Origin of the sequence: uncultured Neptuniibacter sp. (assembly GCF_947498015.1) — a bacterium.
Lineage (GTDB): Bacteria > Pseudomonadota > Gammaproteobacteria > Pseudomonadales > Balneatricaceae > Neptuniibacter.
In genome coordinates, this window is record NZ_CANMIR010000009.1 from 110,513 (window position 1) to 130,840 (window position 20,328).

At 49.1% G+C, this 20,328-nt stretch carries 19 protein-coding genes and 1 other RNA gene; 9 read left to right on the forward strand and 11 right to left on the reverse strand.

Annotation, left to right across the window (positions count from 1 at the left end; genetic code table 11):
- The first annotated feature begins 117 nt into the window (after positions 1–117).
- From rho to Q0882_RS12325, 3 genes are all read left to right on the forward strand, one after another.
- Entirely contained in the window at positions 118–1,377 is a 1,260-nt protein-coding gene (gene rho, locus Q0882_RS12315; protein ID WP_299182129.1) for a transcription termination factor Rho, read from the forward strand.
- 63 nt (positions 1,378–1,440) lie between these two features.
- Positions 1,441–2,919 (forward strand): 4-hydroxy-3-polyprenylbenzoate decarboxylase, encoded by a 1,479-nt coding sequence (gene ubiD, locus Q0882_RS12320; RefSeq protein ID WP_299182131.1) that lies wholly within the window; start codon positions 1,441–1,443, stop codon positions 2,917–2,919.
- 5 nt (positions 2,920–2,924) lie between these two features.
- Entirely contained in the window at positions 2,925–3,962 is a 1,038-nt protein-coding gene (locus Q0882_RS12325; protein ID WP_299182133.1) for a 2Fe-2S iron-sulfur cluster-binding protein, read from the forward strand.
- A gap of 46 nt (positions 3,963–4,008) precedes the next feature.
- Here Q0882_RS12325 and Q0882_RS12330 read toward each other — a convergent pair whose 3' ends face one another.
- From Q0882_RS12330 to hemC, 5 genes are all read right to left on the reverse strand, one after another.
- Positions 4,009–4,551 carry a hypothetical protein gene (locus tag Q0882_RS12330; protein WP_299182135.1) on the reverse strand — a complete coding sequence of 181 codons (543 nt, stop codon included), beginning with the start codon at positions 4,549–4,551 and terminating at the stop codon, positions 4,009–4,011.
- A 176-nt stretch (positions 4,552–4,727) separates the two neighbouring features.
- Entirely contained in the window at positions 4,728–5,981 is a 1,254-nt protein-coding gene (locus Q0882_RS12335; protein WP_299182137.1) for a heme biosynthesis HemY N-terminal domain-containing protein, read from the reverse strand.
- On the reverse strand, positions 5,981–7,228 hold the full coding sequence (locus Q0882_RS12340) for a uroporphyrinogen-III C-methyltransferase (RefSeq protein WP_299182140.1): 1,248 nt from the start codon (positions 7,226–7,228) through the stop codon (positions 5,981–5,983). The genes Q0882_RS12335 and Q0882_RS12340 overlap by 1 nt, the downstream gene beginning before the upstream one ends.
- 23 nt (positions 7,229–7,251) lie before the next feature.
- Positions 7,252–8,034 (reverse strand): uroporphyrinogen-III synthase, encoded by a 783-nt coding sequence (locus tag Q0882_RS12345; RefSeq protein ID WP_299182143.1) that lies wholly within the window; start codon positions 8,032–8,034, stop codon positions 7,252–7,254.
- A gap of 3 nt (positions 8,035–8,037) precedes the next feature.
- Positions 8,038–8,973, reverse strand: coding sequence for a hydroxymethylbilane synthase (gene hemC / locus Q0882_RS12350; RefSeq protein ID WP_299182145.1), 936 nt, complete (start codon positions 8,971–8,973; stop codon positions 8,038–8,040).
- Between the two features lie 163 nt (positions 8,974–9,136).
- On the opposite strand from hemC, the gene argH reads away from it, so the two are divergent.
- Positions 9,137–10,531, forward strand: coding sequence for an argininosuccinate lyase (argH, locus tag Q0882_RS12355; RefSeq protein ID WP_299182148.1), 1,395 nt, complete (start codon positions 9,137–9,139; stop codon positions 10,529–10,531).
- 40 nt (positions 10,532–10,571) lie between these two features.
- Here argH and Q0882_RS12360 read toward each other — a convergent pair whose 3' ends face one another.
- Positions 10,572–12,179: a diguanylate cyclase gene (locus Q0882_RS12360; protein WP_299182151.1), complete on the reverse strand. Its 1,608-nt coding sequence runs from the start codon at positions 12,177–12,179 to the stop codon at positions 10,572–10,574.
- A 69-nt stretch (positions 12,180–12,248) separates the two neighbouring features.
- Complete coding sequence (locus Q0882_RS12365; protein WP_299182154.1) at positions 12,249–12,767, reverse strand: ACT domain-containing protein; 519 nt, start codon at positions 12,765–12,767, stop codon at positions 12,249–12,251.
- A gap of 171 nt (positions 12,768–12,938) precedes the next feature.
- Here Q0882_RS12365 and Q0882_RS12370 point away from each other — a divergent pair, with 171 nt between their 5' ends.
- Positions 12,939–13,868, forward strand: a complete 930-nt coding sequence (locus Q0882_RS12370; protein WP_299182157.1) for an AEC family transporter — start codon at positions 12,939–12,941, stop codon at positions 13,866–13,868.
- Positions 13,869–14,180: 312 nt separating this feature from the next.
- On the opposite strand, the gene Q0882_RS12375 is transcribed toward Q0882_RS12370, so the two are convergent.
- The 4 genes from Q0882_RS12375 to Q0882_RS12390 form a co-directional block, all read right to left on the reverse strand.
- Complete coding sequence (locus Q0882_RS12375) at positions 14,181–14,765, reverse strand: 5-formyltetrahydrofolate cyclo-ligase (RefSeq protein ID WP_299182160.1); 585 nt, start codon at positions 14,763–14,765, stop codon at positions 14,181–14,183.
- 12 nt (positions 14,766–14,777) lie between these two features.
- Positions 14,778–14,958, reverse strand: a non-coding RNA gene (gene ssrS / locus Q0882_RS12380) — 6S RNA.
- A gap of 133 nt (positions 14,959–15,091) precedes the next feature.
- The gene (locus Q0882_RS12385; protein WP_299182163.1) at positions 15,092–15,415 is read right to left on the reverse strand and encodes a cell division protein ZapA; all 324 of its coding nucleotides are present in this window, start codon (positions 15,413–15,415) and stop codon (positions 15,092–15,094) included.
- Positions 15,412–15,621 (reverse strand): TIGR02449 family protein, encoded by a 210-nt coding sequence (locus Q0882_RS12390; protein ID WP_299182165.1) that lies wholly within the window; start codon positions 15,619–15,621, stop codon positions 15,412–15,414. The genes Q0882_RS12385 and Q0882_RS12390 overlap by 4 nt, the downstream gene beginning before the upstream one ends.
- A gap of 136 nt (positions 15,622–15,757) precedes the next feature.
- Here Q0882_RS12390 and Q0882_RS12395 point away from each other — a divergent pair, with 136 nt between their 5' ends.
- From Q0882_RS12395 to Q0882_RS12410, 4 genes are read left to right on the forward strand one after another with little or no spacing between them, the layout of a single operon-like run.
- Entirely contained in the window at positions 15,758–16,369 is a 612-nt protein-coding gene (locus Q0882_RS12395) for a UPF0149 family protein (RefSeq protein ID WP_299182168.1), read from the forward strand.
- Positions 16,370–17,686 carry a Xaa-Pro aminopeptidase gene (pepP, locus tag Q0882_RS12400; protein WP_299182171.1) on the forward strand — a complete coding sequence of 439 codons (1,317 nt, stop codon included), beginning with the start codon at positions 16,370–16,372 and terminating at the stop codon, positions 17,684–17,686.
- Positions 17,683–18,930: a 2-octaprenyl-6-methoxyphenyl hydroxylase gene (gene ubiH, locus Q0882_RS12405; RefSeq protein ID WP_299182174.1), complete on the forward strand. Its 1,248-nt coding sequence runs from the start codon at positions 17,683–17,685 to the stop codon at positions 18,928–18,930. The genes pepP and ubiH overlap by 4 nt, the downstream gene beginning before the upstream one ends.
- 15 nt (positions 18,931–18,945) lie before the next feature.
- Positions 18,946–20,214 (forward strand): FAD-dependent monooxygenase, encoded by a 1,269-nt coding sequence (locus Q0882_RS12410; protein WP_299182176.1) that lies wholly within the window; start codon positions 18,946–18,948, stop codon positions 20,212–20,214.
- Positions 20,215–20,328: the final 114 nt, after the last annotated feature.

Genomic DNA, 20,328 nt, shown 5'->3' on the forward strand with positions numbered 1-20,328 from the left:
CTAATACTTTGTCCTTCTTTTTACCGTTAGCGCGTGAGCTGTTTGCCAACGTTCATTATTCTCCCGAATTCCATCCAAATATATAAAAATTAGCCTAGTGCTTATTTCCTCCAAACTATGAATCTTACCGAACTGAAAACAAAAAGCGTTCCTGAACTCTTAGAGATTGCCAAAGGCATGGGAATGGATAATCTGGCCCGTTCCCGTAAACAAGATGTTATTTTTGCCATCCTGAAACGCCATGCTAAAAGTGGTGAAGATATTTATGGTAATGGTGTACTGGAGATCCTGCAGGATGGCTTTGGTTTCCTGCGTTCTGCTGACTCCTCCTACCTGGCTGGACCTGATGATATCTATGTATCGCCCAGCCAGATCCGTCGTTTTAACTTACGTACCGGTGATACGATTGCCGGTAAGATTCGTCCGCCTAAGGATGGAGAGCGTTACTTTGCGCTGTTAAAAGTTAATGAGATTAACTACGACAAGCCAGATAACGCCAAAAACAAAATTCTTTTCGAAAACCTGACTCCGCTATTCGCTCAGGATCGCCTGCGAATGGAGATCGGTAATGGCAGTACAGAAGATCTGACAGCCCGTGTTATCGATCTGGTTTGTCCAATGGGTAAAGGTCAGCGTGCGCTGGTTGTGTCTCCGCCAAAAGCGGGTAAGACCCTGATGCTGCAGAACATTGCAAACAGCATTACGCGTAATAACCCGGAAACACACCTGATTGTTCTGCTAATCGATGAGCGTCCTGAGGAGGTCACCGAGATGCAGCGTACCGTTCGCGGAGAAGTCGTTGCGTCCACATTCGATGAACCGCCAGCGCGTCATGTACAGGTTGCAGAGATGGTTATCGAAAAGGCTAAGCGCCTGACCGAACATAAGAAGGATGTTGTGATTCTTCTGGATTCGATCACTCGACTGGCCAGGGCTTATAACACGGTTATTCCATCCTCCGGTAAGGTACTGACTGGTGGTGTTGATGCCCATGCGTTGGAACGCCCTAAACGTTTCTTCGGTGCTGCACGTAATATTGAAGAGGGTGGAAGCCTGACAATTATTGCGACTGCACTGGTCGATACCGGTTCCAAAATGGACGAAGTTATCTTTGAGGAGTTCAAAGGTACGGGTAACTCTGAAGTGCATCTGGATCGTAAAGTAGCTGAAAAGCGTGTATTCCCTGCGATCAATATTCGCCGCTCTGGTACTCGCCGTGAAGATCTTCTGACTTCCGAAGAGGAACTTCAGCGTATGTGGATCCTGCGTAAGCTTCTGGATCCAATGGAAGATACCGCTGCGACAGAGTTTGTTATTGATAAGTTGAAGGATTTTAAAACCAACGATGAGTTCTTCCTTTCAATGAAACGGAAGTAGTGGGTTTCTTGTATGAAAGGGTGAGCATCTGCTTGCCCTTTTTTGTATCTGGATGGTAGATAGATGGCGACACCAAAATACAAAGATCTGCGTGATTTTATACAGATGCTTGAAGCACGTGGAGAGCTTAAGCGGATCAAACAGGAGATCGATCCTAATCTGGAGATGACAGAGATTAGTGATCGTACTCTGAAAGCGGGTGGTCCTGCGCTACTGTTTGAAAATCCTAAGGGTTACAGCTATCCGGTGCTGGCGAACCTGTTTGGTACGCCAGAACGCGTTGCGATGGGTATGGGTGAGGAGAGTGTTGAGGCGTTAAGGGATGTGGGTACCTTACTCTCTCAATTAAAAGAGCCGGAGCCCCCGAAAGGGATGAAGGACGCCTGGGATAAGTTGCCGATCTTCAAACAGGTGCTCCATATGGGGCCGAAACTTGTGAAGTCCCCGGCGTGTCAGAAGCATGTCATTGAAGGTGATCAGGTAGATCTCAACACCCTACCGATTCAGACCTGCTGGCCTGGTGATGCGGGGCCTTTGGTAACCTGGCCACTGGTTATTACACGCGGACCCAATAAAGAGCGGCAAAACCTGGGGATCTACCGGCAGCAACTGATTGGGCGTAATAAACTGATCATGCGCTGGTTGGCACATCGTGGTGGCGCGCTTGATTTCAGAGAGTGGAAAGAGCAGCATCCGGGCGAAATGTTTCCTGTTGCCGTGGCGCTGGGAGCTGATCCGGCCACTATTCTGGGGGCGGTCACGCCCGTACCGGATACACTTTCAGAATATGCATTTGCTGGTTTGCTTCGTGGTGGAAAAACTGAAGTCGCGCAATGTATCGGCAGTGATCTTCAAGTGCCTGCCAGTGCCGAGTTTATTCTGGAAGGGTATATTGATCCTGACGAGATGGCCGATGAGGGCCCGTTCGGGGATCATACCGGTTACTACAATGAGGTTGATCGTTTCCCTGTTTTCACAGTGGAGCGTATTACTCACCGCAGCAACCCTATCTATCACAGCACATATACAGGTAGACCGCCGGATGAGCCTGCAATCTTAGGTGTGGCTCTGAATGAGGTGTTTGTACCGATCCTGCAGAAGCAGTTCCCGGAAATCGTGGATTTCTACCTCCCTCCTGAGGGGTGTTCATACCGGATGGCTGTTGTGACCATGAAGAAACAGTACCCCGGTCATGCGAAGCGGATCATGTTAGGGGTGTGGTCTTTTCTGCGGCAGTTTATGTACACCAAGTTTGTCATTGTCTGTGATGACGACGTCAATGCGCGTGACTGGAATGACGTGATCTGGGCAATTACGACTCGTATGGATCCACAACGGGATACTGTCATGATCGATAATACCCCGATCGACTATCTGGATTTTGCCTCCCCGGTTTCGGGGCTTGGATCTAAGATGGGTATGGATGCGACTAACAAGTGGGAAGGTGAGACAGACAGGGAGTGGGGCGAGCCTATCGTGATGGATCCGGATGTTCAGAAAAAAGTAGATGATATCTGGGATGAGTTAGGTATTTTGGACTGATTGAAATGGGATATCGTATTGAGATTGTTAACCTGCAGCGTGTTATCGACTGTGCTGCAGGTGAAACGATTCTCGGATGCCTGCAGAGGCAGGGCTATCGACTTCGGGTGGGTTGCCGAAATGGTGTCTGCGAGATTTGTGAGGTCAAACTTATTCAGGGTGAAGTGGTTCAGAGGTATCCGGAACTGATTCTGGCGATCGATGAGAACCAGCCTGCTGCAACGGTCTTAGCTTGTACCACCATTCCTGACAGTGATATCCGGGTAAGTATAGAGGGGCTAAGGTGCCCTGGAGAGTTATTAGTGAAAAAACTGCTTTGTGATGTAACAGCAATCGAAAAACTCAATCATGATGTTTATCGTGTTCGCTTGAAAATGCCTGCAACCGCTTCGATGTCTGCGGAGTTCTATGCAGGGCAATATCTTGATATGTATCTTCCGGATGGTGCCAAGGCGTCTTTTTCAATCGGCTCACCCCCTGATAGTGGGCGTGATATTGAGTTACATATTCGGCATATCTCCGAGAGTGAGTTATCCACAGCGATACTTGAGCATTTGAAAAAACAGGAGGCGGTTGAGATCGAGCTGCCAAAGGGCGAATGCTATCTGCAAGCGCATACGATTGATTCGGATACCCGCTTAATTATGGCTGCAGCGAGTACAGGTTTTGCTCAGATAAAGAGTGTGATTGAGCACCTGCTGGCGAATCAGTTCGGTAATCAGATCCATATCTACTGGGGGGCGAGAGTGGAAGCTGATATGTATCTGGAAAAATTGCCTGAGCAGTGGGCGAATGAGCACCCCAATATTCACTTTGAACCGGTCGTGAGTGAACCGGAGAAAAGCCCGGGTTGGCAGGGACGGACTGGATTGTTACCTGATGCTATTCTTGAGGATTTTAGCGATTTTGATGATGTTGAGATCTTCACCAGCGGATCGCCTGCCATGGTGTATGCACTGTTAGATGCGTGTGAAACGCGAGGTTTCAAGGAAGAGAAGATGCATTCCGATGTTTTCTCATATGCTCCCCGGCCTAAGAAGTAACGGATTCAGACTCAGAGGGAGTATCTCCTCTGAGTCTGAGTAGCTCTTATTTATACCTGTCATGGTTGAATATATAATCGCCACCCTCAGCTGCCGCATGGCATGAGATACAACCGGTTGGCATCCCTTTAGCCACTCTACCCGCCAGTTTCACCCCTTTGGGATTACTGAGTACTGTGCCGTTGGCGGCATATTTCACGTAGTACCAGTTATTGTTCTCCTCATCATATCCCGAGTCTCTCTGGAACATGATGGTAACGGCTTTTAGATATTGATCTGGACTGTTAATAACATCATCAATAGTAAGGCCTTCGCCGCCATAGTTGCGTTTCACGACCAGGTTTCCGGTTGAGCCTTTGAATGTTACCGGTAGCTCCAGAAGCTCCAGGATCATACCGTGAGGAGCCATACCTTTGTAGGGACGGGTGATGATTGGATCGATGCCGACCAGACGCTTGCGCTCCATAAATGACCATAGATCTTTTGCATAAGACAGTGACTCGGGGTCTCCAAATGGCATGGGTTCAGCATAAACTGCGCAGGATATCGCTGCAGAGGCGACCAATGCAGTCATTGATTTGAATTTCATGATAAAGCTCCTTGCCCTTAAGCGTGGTGCTTATACCGCTACACCCACTTTAATAAGCATTAATTGACTGGGCGCTATAAACCTAATGACTCAGATTATGGAGTGAAAGTTCATAAATACTGGCGAGGAGATAAAAAAGGGGTGAAAGAATCACCCCTGGTCAGATCTTGCTGGATCTACGCGATCTCTTTTTCGCTTTGTGGCATCGGTAACTCAGGGAGGCCTGAGGACACCAGGTTCAGGTTCTGTTGCAGAAGTTGCTGGGCACGTTCATCATCACCAAGATGTCTGAGTAAACGTGCCAATTCAGCCAGAGCTTCTGCGCTCGGATTCAGCTCCAGGCTCTGCTCAAAATATTTAACCGCTTGTCCCCAGTGCTGATTTTGCAATGAGAGTCGGCCCATAGTAAGCAGCAGAGCAGGGCTTTCCGGATGTTTTTTCAACCAACCGCGTGCGGTATCTAACTGTTTCTTGGTATTTTCACCGTTGATTCGGCCATAGAGTGTGACCAGTTGCTCATCCCAGTTACGTTTAATCAGATCCTTGAGGTTCTGTTCCGCACGGTTTTCAGCACCCAGAGAGACCAGTAACTCTGTGTAGCGTTGTACCAGATTGCTGTCTCGTGTTTGTTCAGAGGGAAGCGCCTGCCAGGTTTTGCCCAGCTCTTTAAGCCGATCATCGACACTGGTTTCAACAGGGAGGTTGTTGATACTCTCCTCGAGGATCTGTCGATAGCACTGACTACTCAGTTCGCTCAGCTCATCCCCTTTGAGTGCCTGATGTTTATCCAACAGGGGAAGCAGTTTGGATAGCGCATGCCAGTCGTTGAGTCGCAGATAGATATCTTTGAGCAACTTCATGACATAGGTGTTTTTCGGAGCCAAAGTGCGTAAACGTAACAGTGTTGCCAGGCAGGGTTCCAATTGGCCACGGGCCATCTGGATCTCTGCCTGAGAGATCGCAACAGTTACCTCCGCTTCAGGAGTTGAGTTGCGGGCCTTTTGTAGCAGAGCATCTGTAGCTTGTTCGTTATTTTGTTCATGTGCGGCACGTGCAGCTGCCAGATAATTGATCAGTGGAAGATCGGACCTTTCTGCAGCCTGAGAGAGTTGCTTCTGTGCCTGAGCCCAGTTGCCTTCGGAAAGTGAGGCTAGGCCTTTGAGCGTCTTGCGCCGGCTGATAAGCTGGTGACGGCTCTCTTTCCAGGCTTTCAGTCGTGCAGTAGGAAGCTGTGTGCGGGTCAGTAGATTAACACTCCAGTGTAGCAGGATGAATCCGATAACCAGTGCGACTAGCAGTACCCAGAGGCTTGTTTCAACGGTGGTTTGATTGTAGGCCAGTAGTACATAGCCCGGATCTTTAACCATCATCTCACCCACCAGTGCTCCGGTGGTCAGAATGAGTAAAAGTAACAGGAACAGTTTTTTCATCAGGATGCTCCTTGTTCCTTAAGCTTGGCCATCTGAGCCAGGTAGCTCTTCAGGGAGCGTAAAGAGCCTGAAATGTCTGGCATCTCTGCAGTTACGCTGACCTCTTTGAGTTCACCGATCCCCTTCAGCAGGCTGAGGGTAGTCCCATCTTTCTGTTCAAAATAGGTTGAGATCCAATTTTGAGCTTTATTCAGGCTGGCATCATATGAGGCTTGTTTGCGCTGTAGTAGAGCCAGTTGAGCCTGTTCGAGCATCAGATGGAGATTCTGCTGCAGATAATAGGTTTGCTCGGGAGAGAGCAGCGGTTCGATAGGCTCATCGCGATGTTGGATCACGACCAGCTGGTCCAGCTTATCCATCGCCTTGCCCCATGACGCCTCCAAACCGGCGCTCCAGGATTCGGCGACTACATCCGGTGTGACCTCTTCGAGAAGTTCCGGTAGTTTTCGCTGTTCCGACAGCGGGATCAATCGGAGGTTGGGGACCTGGTTGTTTAGCGCGCCAAGTTTCAGAAAGACCCCTTCGGTATCCAGTTCCGGAACAGCTTCGAGCGCGGCGATATCAGCGGCCAGTGCTTTGCGCACCTCGTAGATAGAGACATCATCTGTCTCTTTCAAAATTTTATCGGCGGACTTTAAAAGCTTAACTGCACCGTCTGCAGTATTTTCCATCAACACTCTCTGATTCGCCAGACGTAACAGATACTCGACTTCAGCAAGGAGCCAGTCTTTGCGAGAGGTCTGCTGATTAGCGGTGACCTGCTGGATACTTTTTGTCAGGCGTTGCTGTAGCTCATCAATGTTGTTTTTATCGGATTGGCTTTGTGCTTGAAGCTGGCCTAGCTTCTGGTTCATGCTCGCAATCGCCTGATCAAGAGAACCGCGGGCTTCGCCTAATGAGGTGCTAACTTGTGCTTCAATCGCTGCGTTGTTTTGAGCGACGGATGTGGTTTGTTGGAGGGATAGCCAATAAAGGTAACCCGCCGCACCTAAAGCAATAATAGAGATAGGAAGCGCTAACTTACCTGGCCAGGTTGCCGGCTTTTTAACAGTTGCTTCTGCAGGTTTGTCTACAGGATCACTGACATCAGTTTCCATGGTTTTTTCCGAGACATCGGGCTCAATAGGCTCTTCTGTTTTTGTCTCTTCTTCCACTGTGCTTGCAGCAGCCTGATCTGCGGCTTCCTGCTCTGCCGGTTGCGATTCAGCTACGTTCTCTTCCTGTGATGGTTTGTTTTTGTTGCTCATCTGTCGATTTCCGCAAAAGTCAGTTACTGCAGCAGGGCTTTGATCATCGATTGATCATCCGGGCCTGCTGATGTGGTTATTCGGTTGAATCCTGCTTTCAACGCCTCTTGTCTGATTCGCTCGCTGGGCACAACAAGATGGCAGTTTAATAGTGAATCTGTGCTTAACTCTTTCCCTTGATCGATAACAAGTTTCATCAGGTTATTCAGTCCGGCTGCACTGCTGATAAGTATTGCATCCAAAGGCTTACTAAAGAGTGTGCCCTCAACATCCTGCTGACTATACTCAGGGCAGTGGCGACGATACAGTTCAGCATAGCTAACCTCTGCACCCCGTGCACGCAGTTCTGTTGCTAATTTTTCTCTGCCCCCTTCGCCGCGCATAATGAGGATCTTTTCCGATTCGACCTGGGCTAATGCAGGGGAGTTGAGCAGTGCTTCTGAATCGTAACCCAGTGGGCTGTGATAGGCATCTATACCATAGTTGCTCAGTTCAGCGGCGCTCTGTTTTCCTATAGCCAGCCATTGGACACCAAGTGGCAGTTGTGGCCAGTACTGGTCGATCCAGTCACAGCCGATCCGGACTGCATTCGGGCTGATGAAAATCACATGCTGATAAAGATCCAGATCGATGATCTGCTGCTTTAACGCATGAAAGCCGGAATCCGACTCAGAGACGGGCTTTATCTCCAGCAGGGGGAAGGGGATGGCTTCCGCACCAGACGTTTTGAGATCCTGGATCAGATGGGTGGCCTGATGTGCTGGGCGGGTGACCAGCACTCTCAGGTTGTTACGCGAAGTTCTCATGATCTACTGCTGATTATAAACAGCATCCAGTATCTCTTTGGCTCCGGCATCCAGGAGCCGTTCGGCCAGTTTGATACCGATCTCTTCCGCTTGTGCAGGGCTGCCAGTTTCTTCATCTCTAAGAATCACTGTGCCATCGGGTCTGGCTACAAGCCCGCGTAAAAAGAGTGCGTTGTTGCTATCGCTGAGTGTGGCGTAACAGGCGATAGGTACCTGGCAGCCGCCCTCCAGACGTCGGTTCATGGCGCGCTCTGCGGTCACTCTCCAGGCAGTTTCCTGATCGTGGAGCGGTTTCAATAGATCCATAAGTTCCGCATCACTTGTGCGACACTCGATGCCTACAGCGCCCTGCCCACCTGCTGGGAGGCTGAATTCGACAGGGATTTCTGAGCGGATCCGCTCATCCATTTTCAGGCGAAGTAGGCCTGCTGTGGCCAGGATGATCGCATCATATTCACCGTCGTCGAGTTTGCGTAAACGCGTATTGACGTTACCCCTCAGCCACTTAATTTTAAGATCCGGACGTTTCTCACGGATCTGAGCTTCTCTACGCAGGGAGGAAGTACCTACAACGGAGCCCTCTGGTAACTCGTCAATACTGTTGTAGTGATTGGAAACAAAAGCATCGGTCGGTTTTTCTCGTGGGCAGATGACGGCTAAACCCAGACCTTCAGGGAACTCCATGGGCACATCTTTCATCGAGTGAACCGCAATATCAGCTTCACCTGCCAGCATCGCTTCTTCAAGTTCTTTGACGAAGAGCCCTTTGCCTCCAACTTTAGCGAGTGGCGCATCCAGAATTTTATCGCCTTTGGAGGTCATGCCCAGAAGTTCGACCTGAAGACCTGCGTGGTGGCGCTCTAATTCAGCTTTTACATACTCTGCTTGCCAGAGTGCCAACGGGCTTTTACGCGTAGCAATTCGGATGGTTCGGCTCATAAAAATCGTCTCAAATACGGCATAGTGAATAATTGTTGCCGATTGTAGCAGATTGAGAAGGGCGATATAGACACTACAGGTCAAAGGGCGTGGTATAATATCGCGCAATTTTACAGTAGCAGTCAAAAGGCTGTGTGAGTCATCGAGTAATTAGAGGTTTCCCATGAGTGATAAAACCAACCAGCAGTGGGGTGGTCGTTTTAATGAGCCAACCGATGCGTTCGTGGCACGTTTCACCGCATCCGTGGAATTTGATCAGCGTATGTACCTGCAGGACATTCGCGGTTCTATCGCTCATGCCAAAATGCTGACACAGGCGGGCGTGCTGACTGAACAGGAGCGCGATGACATTATTCGTGGCCTGGGTGAGATTCGGGTTGAGATTGAACGTGGTGAATTCGAATGGTCTGTTGAGCTGGAAGATGTGCATATGAACATCGAAGCGGCATTGACCAAAAAAATAGGTATCACTGGGAAGAAACTGCATACCGGTCGTTCCAGAAACGATCAGGTGGCGACTGATATCCGTTTGTACCTGCGTGATGAGATCGACCTGGTTTTGGCTGAAATCACACGTCTGCAGCAGGGGTTGTTAGGGTTGGCCGAGCGTGAAGCGGATACCATCATGCCTGGCTTTACCCACCTACAAACTGCGCAGCCGGTCACATTTGGTCATCACCTGCTGGCTTGGTTTGAGATGCTGACGCGCGATTTCGGTCGTTTTGAAGATTGCCGGGAGCGTACTAACGTGATGCCGCTAGGTGCTGCTGCTTTGGCAGGGACAACCTATCCGATTCAGCGGGATTATACCTGCGAACTCCTTGAGTTCAGCGCACCTGCAGAGAATTCACTGGACGCCGTATCAGATCGTGATTTTGCGATCGAATTTTGTGCAGCATCCAGTATTCTGCTGATGCACCTGACCCGTATGTCCGAAGAGCTTGTGCTGTGGACATCGGCTCAATTTAATTTCATCAATCTGCCAGACCGCTTCTGCACAGGCTCTTCAATTATGCCGCAGAAGAAAAACCCGGATGTTCCTGAGTTGGTGCGGGGTAAATCCGGCCGGGTTTATGGTCATCTGATGAGCCTGCTCACGTTAATGAAGTCGCAACCTCTGGCTTATAACAAAGATAATCAGGAAGACAAAGAACCGCTGTTCGATGCGATCGATACAGTGAAAGGCTGTTTGCGGGCGTTTGCTGATATGGTGCCTGCTCTTGAGTCGAACAAAGAGAGCATGCGTGAAGCAGCACTCCGTGGTTTCTCTACTGCGACTGATCTGGCGGACTATCTGGTTCGCAAAGGGATGCCATTCCGTGATGCCCACGAAGTCGTTGGGAAGTCGGTTGCTTATGGAATTGAACAGAATAAGGATCTGGGTGAAATGAGCCTGGAGGAGCTGGCTCAGTTCTCTGATACGATTGAGCAGGATGTGTTTGAAGTGCTGACGTTGGAAGGTTCTGTCGCAGCGCGTGACCATATTGGTGGCACCGCTCCTGATCAGGTCCGTGCAGCGGTCAAACGCGGTCAGGTGAAACTGGATCAGCGGGGATAACACGCGTCACTATTAGAAAACGCGCCTGATGGCGCGTTTTTTATGCCACTATTGAGCGGTTTCTCCCCTGTTCTTTCGCCATATATAGTGCTTTATCCGCAGCTTGATAGACCGTTTCAAAGCTGTTGCCATGTTCGGGGGAGGTGGCAACTCCTATAGAGATAGAGCTGCCTTTTGCTCTGGGAAATGCGGCCGCGACCTTCAGTTCATACTGTATTCGAATCCATTCGGCCTTCTGAAAAGCGGTCTCGAGCGGGGTGTTGGGGAGCAGAATAATAAACTCCTCTCCTCCATAGCGGCAGACCAGATCATTGCTTCTGCACTCCTCCCTCATCAGGGTTGCGAGGAACTGGAGAACTTCATCTCCTGCCTTATGTCCAAGTTCATCATTCACCCGTTTGAAGTGGTCAACGTCTACCATCAGGAGGCTGGTTGGGCCTCTGGATGGATCGGTAAAACTTAGTTCCACATGTTCTTCAAGAAAACGGCGGTTAAACAGTCCGGTGAGAGGGTCATGTGTGGCCTGCTGTTGCAGTTTATCTTTTAGAATATTGATCTCTTCAATGGTAGCCTGAAGTTGATCATTGGATTCTCGGACTTGGTGTTCGAGCTTCTTCTGCTCCGTGATGTCGGTTGAGATACCGATGTAGCTGTCGATCTCTCCCTCTTCATTAAACATCGGGATCTTGACCGTCCAGTAATAGAATGTTTTTTCCGGAGTCGCAAATGTTTCGATGCAGTTGACCCGCTTACCTGTATTGAAAACCTGCCGGTCAGTGCGGTCGAACTCCTCGCCCTGTTCAGGCCCAAGGAGATCAAAGTTGTCCATCCCTACAATCTCATCGCTTTTGCGTTGAAACAGCTGTTCTGTCATGCGATTTATATACTGAAACCGGCGTGCCTTATCCTTTATGAAAATGTATGCGCCAACGTTATCCAGAATTGTAGATAGTTGTTTCTCGCTCGTATGGAGCTGCTGTTGAACTCTTTTCTGTTCGGTAATATCTGTTGATATGCCAAACAGTCCAGTTATCTCACCGGTCTCATTGATCAGCGGTTTTTTGACCGAGAGGTAGTGACGGTATTCATTAAACTGAGGGACAAAATTGAGTTCTTCGGTTTCCACCGTATGGCCAGCTTCGATAACCGGGCTGTCTATCTTCTGAAGTTCCGAGCCGGTCTCTTCGCCAAAGAAATCATTGTCGGTTCCACCGATGACCTCCTCTCGCTCCCTCTCAAACAGCTCGCAGACCTGCTGATTGGCGTAGGTGTACTGGTACTGATTATCTTTGCAGTAAACATAAGCACCCAGATGGTCAACGATATTAAAGAAGTTATGCAGCGCTTCCTCTGAGGGGATAGCGGGAGTGATGTTGACCGCAATATATCGTTGGTTAGCGTCATTTATTTCTGAATAACGAGCGGTTAAGTGCTGGTTCTGAAAGGCTACCGCCTGGATCTCAGGGAGTGTCTCAGAGGTGGCAGACCTGATGATCTCATGCTTCCAGCACTCTGTTTTAGTGAAATCCTCACCTGTGGTTTTAAGTATCACTGAAGCTGCAGGATTCAAAAGGATCAGTGTTTGTGTGTCAGGGTCGATAAGAAGGTAGGCTTCAGAGAGTTGCGAAAACAGGTCCGTTATCGTCATAAGTGTCTCCATACCCTCCCGGATAGTTTTATCCGGAAGGGTGAACTGCGCTTACGGGTGGGGCTTAGGTTAGGCGTTCAGACTGATGTCAACCATCAGGTCACTAGCGATCCCCTCCAGTGATTCCTGCAGTTCGTCCAGATCCAGATCAGCGCTGGCGAGTAACTCTGCTTCAGCTTTGAATAACAGTTCAGCTGACATCGAGCCGGATACCAGTTCAGTTGACAGGCGCTCAACATTGACATGTCGCTTGGCCAGAGCGCTGGAGATATCACGAACGATGCCTGGTTTATCGTGACCCACAAGCTCTAGCGTGAAGCTCTGGGTTTTGCCTGAAATCTCCGGGGTGTCAGTGTGTTCGGCCGTAACCTTAAGTCCCTGAGACTCCAGTGCGTTTAAGGCATCGATGAGTGCACTGGTCTGAGATTCTGGAACTTCGGTAATCATTATCCCAGCAAATTTTCCTGCCAGTCGTGACATGCCTGATTCCAGCCAGTTGCCACCATGTTCAGTTATTGTCTGCGCAAGCATTTCTACCAATCCTGGTTTATCAGGACCGATGACGGTTAGGACAAGAGATGTCATCATGAGTTAACTCCACTATATGCTTCTTTAGTGATGATGCTGTAACCTCGGCAAAGGGATCAGACAACCTGACCCGACCGGCCTGCGCGCTTGAACAAAAAGCCTTGTCCTAAAACACCGGTCCAAGATATACAGCAGCCTTCATTTACTACTCTACAAAAATACTATAACACTATGTTCGAAATTATCAGTGCCTTATGGCCAGTATTTGCGTTAATTATTTTGGGCTACATTGCCCGCCGTACACGCTTTCCCGGTGATGATTTTTGGGTTCAGGCTGAAAAGGCGACTTATTTTATTCTGTTTCCTGTCCTGCTGGTCTCCCGGTTGGCAACAACCGATATGTCAGCCGTTGAGCTGGATACAATCGGATTAGGTGTTTTACTTCTCGTTTTATCCGGGAGTGCACTGGCATTTCTGATCAGACCTCTGGCCGGAACCGATGCTGCAGGATTTACATCGCTCTATCAGGGATCGGTGCGTTTTAATGTCTATGTCGGGCTGGCCGCTTCAGCAACCTTATTTGGTGAGCAGGGTGTGGTGATCGGTGCCGTGATTATGGCGCTGATGATTCCGCTGTTAAATCTCTTATGTGTATTGGTGTTTTCTCTCTTTACGCACAAAACGGGCAAGCTGAGTTCCGTTTTTCTTGCCGTTATTAAAAATCCGCTGATTCTCAGTAGCCTCTTAGGATTAGGCCTGAATCAATCTGGTCTGGGATTTCCTCTCATGTTAGAGCCTGTAGCGGATCTACTTGGACGGATGGCTCTGCCTCTTGGATTGCTAGCTGTAGGTGCAGGATTGAGTTTTAAAGTCTTGGTGAAGAGCCGTAAATCGATACTATGGTCATCGTTCATCAAGCTGATATTGATGCCTTTATCAGCGTTTGTGATCTGTAATCTGTTATCACTGGACCTTACAACGGCCGAAGTGTTCTGGCTCTATGCTGCACTCCCGACAGCCACATCCTCCTATATTCTGGCCCGTCAGTTAGGTGGTGATGCAGGGATGATGGCTGCCATTGTCACCGGGCAGACGCTGCTTTCTATGGTATCCATTCCAATGAGCTTGATCTGTATCACTTTTTTGCAAAACTTTATGTAAAACAGGGAGTAATTCGTGTTATTTGCCTTTTTTCATTAAAATAAGTACGTAAGTGGTCGATACTTTCATATAGAAGCTTTGTAAATAAGTTGCAAAAAAACTGAAATATGGAAAACTACGCCCCGGATATTAAACGAACATGCGTTTGTTTAAGTGGCGGTATACCCAATAGGCAAAGTAATGAAAAAAGGTCCAGATCTGGTTTTAATCTTAGTTGTGGTGTTCGTGCTAGGGTCAGTTATGACCGGCGTATCACATTCTGATTTCCAGTTTGCCTCGCTGTTTCAGCAGGTATTCAATAGTTAAGGCTCCCTAAGGGTAGCTTTGGCTGTCAGTCACAATCGAACTTAGAGGGATGTCCCATCCCTCTACCGGTAACTTTTCCACTTTCTGTATCTCATGCGCCAGGCCTATCAGGTCGGGCCCCCGCAGCCCGTGCGGCTGGTTTTTAAAACTGAAAGTCCGATCATAATAACCTCCCCCCATCCCCATGCGATTGCCCAGAGGGTCAAATGCAACAAGGGGAAGTAGCACCAGCTGCAGTGACCAGGCAGCTCTGCGTTTGGCTGGGATCAGTTTCGGTTCTTTAATCCCGTAGATATTTCTTACCATCGGTGTTTGTGGGGTATAGGGAACAAACCAGAGTCGATTGTGAAGTACCGGATGCAGGACGGGAAGATACACCTGTTTACCCAGACGCCAGCAGAGTTTGATCAATGGCACTGGATCGATTTCACCGTCGTTTGGCAGGTACATCGCAATATGTTTGGCCCGGCGAAAGTCCTGCCGGCAGCGTAGATTGCGTAACAGAGCGCTAGCTGCATCCTGCTGTTGTTCAGGGGTGAGTGATCTGCGCAGGGTGCGGATCTGTTGACGGAGGTGTGTTCGTTTATTCATAGCTTAGTTGGTGAGATCCCCAGGGTGCCGGTGCTGGATATGGCCCTGAACCCGAAGGTTCAAGGAGGGGGTCACTGAGTAACGTTAGGCTTTCCGTCAAATCGGACATGCACACCAGAAACTACGAGCAACCTCCAAAAGTGTGATTATCGGCTCGAGGGACGTAACCAACTATCGAACACCCCAGGGCATGGCTCCATTATACGCTTTTAAGTTGTAGTGTCAGGTCTTGAAATTTAATGAATATATGCTAAATAAATTATTAACTGGTTGTTAATTATGCAGTTTTATTGGTGTATGAAAAGAATTCAAGCTGATTCGCCGGTTTATTCTGAGGTATCGAGGCTTGCAGCTTTGTCCTGTTTGGTTAAAGCCTGATCGATCTTGTCACCCAGATGTTGAAGCCGGTCAGCCACGCCGACATGGATCTCCTGTTTGGACTGCAATAATTCATGGGCCAGATTGAGTGCGGCCATAATTGCAATGCGTTCAAGTCCAAGGACTTTGCCAGACTTTCTTATCTCCAGCATTTTTGTATTGAGAAAATCAGCTGAGGCAAGCAGCTCCGCTTCAGCATCTGGAGGGCAGTTAAAGTTAAACTCTTTTTCAAGCAGTTTGATAGAGACTGGCTGTGATTCCGCTTCACTCATTTACCTTGCTCCAGTGCTTTCAGGCGCATGATCATCGCTTTAATTTTGCTCTGCGTTTGTTCATTGGTATGTATCAACTGAGCACGCTCCTCTTTGAGCAACTGTTCACGCTCGCGCAGCTTCGCGTTGTCCCGTTCCAGTTGGTCGCAGCGCTGTATCATCTGGTCGATTTTCTGTTCCAGCGCGTTAAAGTAATGCTCAGTCATGCAGAAAGGGTGCTCCTAAAGCTTAAGTTATCCACTGCAGGACTATATCAGCCCCTGTCCATGGGTCAATGACGCTGCACCGAATCTACGGAAATGCTAGGATTATAAGCAATAATTTATTGATGGACCTGATTGAATGTCTTTAGAAAATCTACCCTGCGATCTGCCTGACTTTGAGTTGATCGCAAATATGCTCGTAGAGGAGGGGGTGAAGATCGTATCCCCCTCTGAGCTGCATGGTCTGGTTGTGGGCCATGTGGCTGCAGGTGCACGCCTCTTACCTGAGAAACTACTCAAAATAGCCTGTGAACTGCTTGACTTGGATGGTCTTTCACATGAGAGCAGTAAAGAAACCTTAGATACTATGTACAGGGCGATCTGTAGTGCTCTCGAAAGCCTGGATCTCGAATTCGAGTTGTTGCTTCCCGATGATGAGAATGAGATCTCGGTCAGGGCCGAATCACTGGGTCGCTGGTGTCAGAGCTTTTTGAGTGGTTTCGGCTTGTACGGTAAGCACACGGATGCCTCACTTTCATCTGAGGCGAAGGAAACCCTGAATGACCTCGGGCAGATTGCGCAGATCTCAGTTGAGCTTGAAGAGTTAGATGAGAATGAAGCGGATCTGATGGAAGTGCAGGAGTACGTTCGTATGGCTGTTCTGATGCTATTTACTGAATGTAATAAGGCGCTCGAGGATAAACAGAAAGAGTTTGCTAACGCTCAGCCGGAAAATAGTAGGTTGCACTAAATGAAGATCGATCTGGATCAGTTTGTTGCTCGGCGTAAGGCATTAATGTCCAACATGCCAGCCGATAGTATTGCGATTATCCCCTCCGCTCAGATGAAACAGCGTAATAACGATGTTGAGTATCCATTTCGTCAGGATAGTAGCTTCTATTATCTGACAGGATTCAATGAGCCGGATGCCATGCTGTTATTAATTCCGGGTAGAGCCTCGGGTGAGACAGTGCTGTTTTGCCGTGAGCGTGACAAGCTGATGGAGATCTGGAATGGGTATCGGTCAGGTCCAGACGGTGCCGTGAATGATTTTGCGTTTGATGAAGCGCACGCCATCGGTGAGATAGATGATGTACTACCCGCTTTATTGAATGGGATGTCACGCATCTACTACTCAATCGGGCAGGATGAGGAACTCGATCAACAGATCCGGCACTGGCTAAACCTGATTCGTGGAAAAGTGCGCCAAGGTGCAGTGGCACCGACAGAGCTTGTCATGCTGGATCATCTGTTAAATGAGATGCGGCTGATAAAGGGCACAGAGGAGCAGGATCTGATGAGGCGTGCCGGTGAAATTTCGGCACAAGGTCATGTGAAAGCGATGGAACTCTGTAAGCCTGGTCTGATGGAGTATCAGTTGGAAGCTGAGATTCTGCATCATTTCGCTATGCAGGGGGCTCGCCAGCCAGCGTATTCTACGATTGTGGGTGGTGGTTCAAATGCCTGCATTCTGCACTATATAGAGAATGATCAGCCGCTGGCTGATGGTGATCTGGTGTTGATTGATGCAGGGTGCGAGCTGGAACACTATGCCGGGGATATTACCCGTACTTTTCCGGTCAATGGACAATTCAGTGAGCCTCAGGCTGCACTCTATTCTCTGGTTTTGAAAGCTCAGAAGGCCTGTATTGATCTGGCTAAACCTGGAGTGCTCTGGGATGCGGTGCATGATTGTTCTGTTGAGGTGCTGACAAAGGGCTTGATTGAACTAGGCTTGCTCAAGGAGTCATTAGAGGAGGCGATCACTGCAGGAAGTTATCGCGATTTCTATATGCACAGGATCGGCCACTGGTTAGGCATGGATGTCCACGATGTAGGTGATTATAAAGTTGAGAACCAGTGGCGGCCGCTAGAGCCGGGTATGGTCATGACGATTGAGCCGGGTCTGTATGTCGCTGCAGATAATATGGATGTTGATCCCTGCTGGAGAGGGATCGGTATCCGCATTGAGGATGATATCCTGATCACCGAATCGGGGTGTGAAGTTCTCACTGCTGCCGTACCGAAAGAGATCGATGAAATAGAAGCGTTGATGGCATCAGCATGAAGCAGAAATACGATATCGTCATTATTGGTGGAGGGATGGTGGGTGCAAGTCTGGCGTGTTCCCTCCTGCCTGCCTGTGAGGAGCAGGAGCTGAATATTGCTGTTATCGAAGCGTTTGCATTACCCGATAATGGTTCGTTGGAATATCAGCCCAGTTATGATTCACGCGCTACAGCGCTGGCTTATGGTAGTCGAACCCTCTATGAAAAGATGGGAGTCTGGAATGCCCTGAAAACGCATGTTACTCCTATTAAACAGATTCATGTTTCAGATCGTGGGCATTTTGGAGTGACACGGCTGAATGCTGAGCAGGAGGGGGTGCCAGCTCTAGGTTATGTAGTGGAGAATCAATGGCTCGGTCGTGTTTTGCTGGAGCGTTTGCAGCAGCCAGATGCGGCTCGAGTCGACTTCATCTGTCCAGCCAGTGTGGTTGATATCGAAACGGGACAGCATTCAATGGATGTTCTGGTTGAGCAGCAGGGAACGACTCATCGTATTGCTAGTGAGCTGGTGGTGATGGCTGATGGTGGACGATCAGCGCTGCGGGAGAAGATGGGTATAAGTTACGCCTATACAACCTATGAGCAGCATGCGGTCATCGCAAATATCAGTCCTGATCGAGAGCATCAGTCAGTTGCATATGAGCGCTTTACCGATACGGGGCCGATGGCTCTGTTGCCATTAGAAAATGATGGCTCGCATCATCGGTGTGGCTTGGTATGGACCATCCCTGATGATCAGATCGATGAGATTATGGCGTTGAGTGATCAGGATTTCATCGCGCGGTTGCATGAACGGTTTGGTTATCGGGCCGGGAATTTTATAAAAGTGGGCGAAAGGCACGCCTACCCATTGAAGTTGGTTTTAGCTGAAGAGCAGGTACGCCGTGGCCTGGTTGTTTTGGGGAACGCGGCACATGCTCTGCATCCTATCGCAGGGCAGGGATATAACCTGGCTTTACGCGGTGTTGTTGCCCTTGCCGATAAGTTGCTTGAGGCACGTAAACAAAAGGTTAGCCTTGGTGATCTTTCCGTGTTGCAGGCGTTTTATGAACAGCAGCGACTGGATCAGCAGCGCACTATAGGCTTCAGTGATCAGACGATGAAGCTTTTCTCAAATGCGAATCCTTTACTGGCTATCGGGCGCAACGTAGGGTTGCAGTTGATGGATATCTGTCCACCGGCACGGACACTGTTTGCTCGCAGTGCAATGGGATTGGATATGCCCGCTCCGGAATTGAAATAGGTCTTCAGGATGACAATGAAAAGCAATCAGCAGTCCAGTCAGGTGGATCTAATCATCGTTGGTGCCGGTATGGTTGGGGTTACGCTGGCGACTGCGTTGGCGCCCTCCGGTATGCGAATTCTGGTTCTGGAACAGCGGGCTGGAGATCTCTCTGCATTTGGAATGAGCGTCCGTGACCAGCAGGAAGCTGGATTTGATCCCAGAGTCAGCGCATTAACCTGTGCTTCGCAGCAGATTTTAACGGCTGTGGGCGCTTGGGAGGTGATGCAGAGTTACCGGATGAGTCCCTATACCGAGATGGATGTTTGGGATGGAGAGGGGACCGGTCATATTCATTTTTCTGCCCGGGAGCTGCATGAGCCGGTGCTGGGGCATATTGTTGAAAACCGGGTAACGTTAGCCGGACTTTACTCAGTGTTACTACAGCACGAGAACGTTCAGCTTATGACCGGTGTCGAGGTTAAAGCGGTGAATGGGGAGGCTATGAAAACAGTCACCCTAAGTAATGGTACGGTTGTGCAAACCTCTTTGGTTGTGGCAGCCGATGGGGCATTATCGAAAACACGGCAGATGGCAGGTGTGCCAATGCTGGAGTGGGATTATGGTCATCATGCGATAGTGACGACAGTCAAAACAGAGCAGCCTCATTTAAAAACGGCATGGCAACGCTTTACGGATGACGGGCCCCTGGCTCTGTTGCCGCTAAAGAGTGATGACGGAGATCATTATTGCTCGATTGTATGGTCGACATCTCCAGCTCATGCTAAAGCCTTGATGGCACTTGATTCTGAAGCGTTTTGTGAGGCATTGGGGCAGGCGTTTGAATGGCGGCTGGGTAAGATTCTACACAGTGATACCCGTGCGGTGTTCCCTCTCAGGCAACGGCATGCGAAATATTATGTTAAATCGGGCTTTGCTGCTGTCGGTGATGCGGCGCATACCATTCATCCATTGGCTGGACAGGGTGTGAATTTAGGTCTTCTGGATGCAGCTCAACTGGCTGAAACTCTTATCGCTGCTTATAAAAGAGGGGAGGATATTGGTGCGCTAAGGGTCTTGCAGCGCTACCAGCGGGTGCGTCAAAGTGAAAATATCAAGATGTCAGCGGCGATGGAAGGGTTCAAGCGTTTGTTCAATGAGCAGCAGCCTATTGTGCGTTTGGCGCGAAATATGGGGATGAACCTGTTGGATAGAATGAAGCCACTCAAAAATCATATAGTGATGGATGCTATGGGGTTATCAGGCAATCTTCCAGAGATCGCACAACGGCCTATCCAAGAATAGCTCCGCGCGCGACCATAGTTGCAGGGATGTTTATCGTTCAATGATTGAACTGCAAAGGAAATCCCTATAAATTGTCTTCCCTTTTTTGTTTTTTAGGTCGTTTTCCTCCATCAG

Bases quoted from the DNA above. Each gene is read 5' to 3' on its own strand.
- rho (WP_299182129.1), top strand. From the start codon at position 118: ATGAATCTTACCGAACTGAAAACAAAAAGCGTTCCTGAACTCTTAGAG.
- ubiD (WP_299182131.1), top strand. From the start codon at position 1,441: ATGGCGACACCAAAATACAAAGATCTGCGTGATTTTATACAGATGCTT.
- Q0882_RS12325 (WP_299182133.1), top strand. From the start codon at position 2,925: ATGGGATATCGTATTGAGATTGTTAACCTGCAGCGTGTTATCGACTGT.
- Q0882_RS12330 (WP_299182135.1), bottom strand. From the start codon at position 4,551: ATGAAATTCAAATCAATGACTGCATTGGTCGCCTCTGCAGCGATATCC.
- Q0882_RS12335 (WP_299182137.1), bottom strand. From the start codon at position 5,981: ATGAAAAAACTGTTCCTGTTACTTTTACTCATTCTGACCACCGGAGCA.
- Q0882_RS12340 (WP_299182140.1), bottom strand. From the start codon at position 7,228: ATGAGCAACAAAAACAAACCATCACAGGAAGAGAACGTAGCTGAATCG.
- Q0882_RS12345 (WP_299182143.1), bottom strand. From the start codon at position 8,034: ATGAGAACTTCGCGTAACAACCTGAGAGTGCTGGTCACCCGCCCAGCA.
- hemC (WP_299182145.1), bottom strand. From the start codon at position 8,973: ATGAGCCGAACCATCCGAATTGCTACGCGTAAAAGCCCGTTGGCACTC.
- argH (WP_299182148.1), top strand. From the start codon at position 9,137: ATGAGTGATAAAACCAACCAGCAGTGGGGTGGTCGTTTTAATGAGCCA.
- Q0882_RS12360 (WP_299182151.1), bottom strand. From the start codon at position 12,179: ATGACGATAACGGACCTGTTTTCGCAACTCTCTGAAGCCTACCTTCTT.
- Q0882_RS12365 (WP_299182154.1), bottom strand. From the start codon at position 12,767: ATGATGACATCTCTTGTCCTAACCGTCATCGGTCCTGATAAACCAGGA.
- Q0882_RS12370 (WP_299182157.1), top strand. From the start codon at position 12,939: ATGTTCGAAATTATCAGTGCCTTATGGCCAGTATTTGCGTTAATTATT.
- Q0882_RS12375 (WP_299182160.1), bottom strand. From the start codon at position 14,765: ATGAATAAACGAACACACCTCCGTCAACAGATCCGCACCCTGCGCAGA.
- Q0882_RS12385 (WP_299182163.1), bottom strand. From the start codon at position 15,415: ATGAGTGAAGCGGAATCACAGCCAGTCTCTATCAAACTGCTTGAAAAA.
- Q0882_RS12390 (WP_299182165.1), bottom strand. From the start codon at position 15,621: ATGACTGAGCATTACTTTAACGCGCTGGAACAGAAAATCGACCAGATG.
- Q0882_RS12395 (WP_299182168.1), top strand. From the start codon at position 15,758: ATGTCTTTAGAAAATCTACCCTGCGATCTGCCTGACTTTGAGTTGATC.
- pepP (WP_299182171.1), top strand. From the start codon at position 16,370: ATGAAGATCGATCTGGATCAGTTTGTTGCTCGGCGTAAGGCATTAATG.
- ubiH (WP_299182174.1), top strand. From the start codon at position 17,683: ATGAAGCAGAAATACGATATCGTCATTATTGGTGGAGGGATGGTGGGT.
- Q0882_RS12410 (WP_299182176.1), top strand. From the start codon at position 18,946: ATGAAAAGCAATCAGCAGTCCAGTCAGGTGGATCTAATCATCGTTGGT.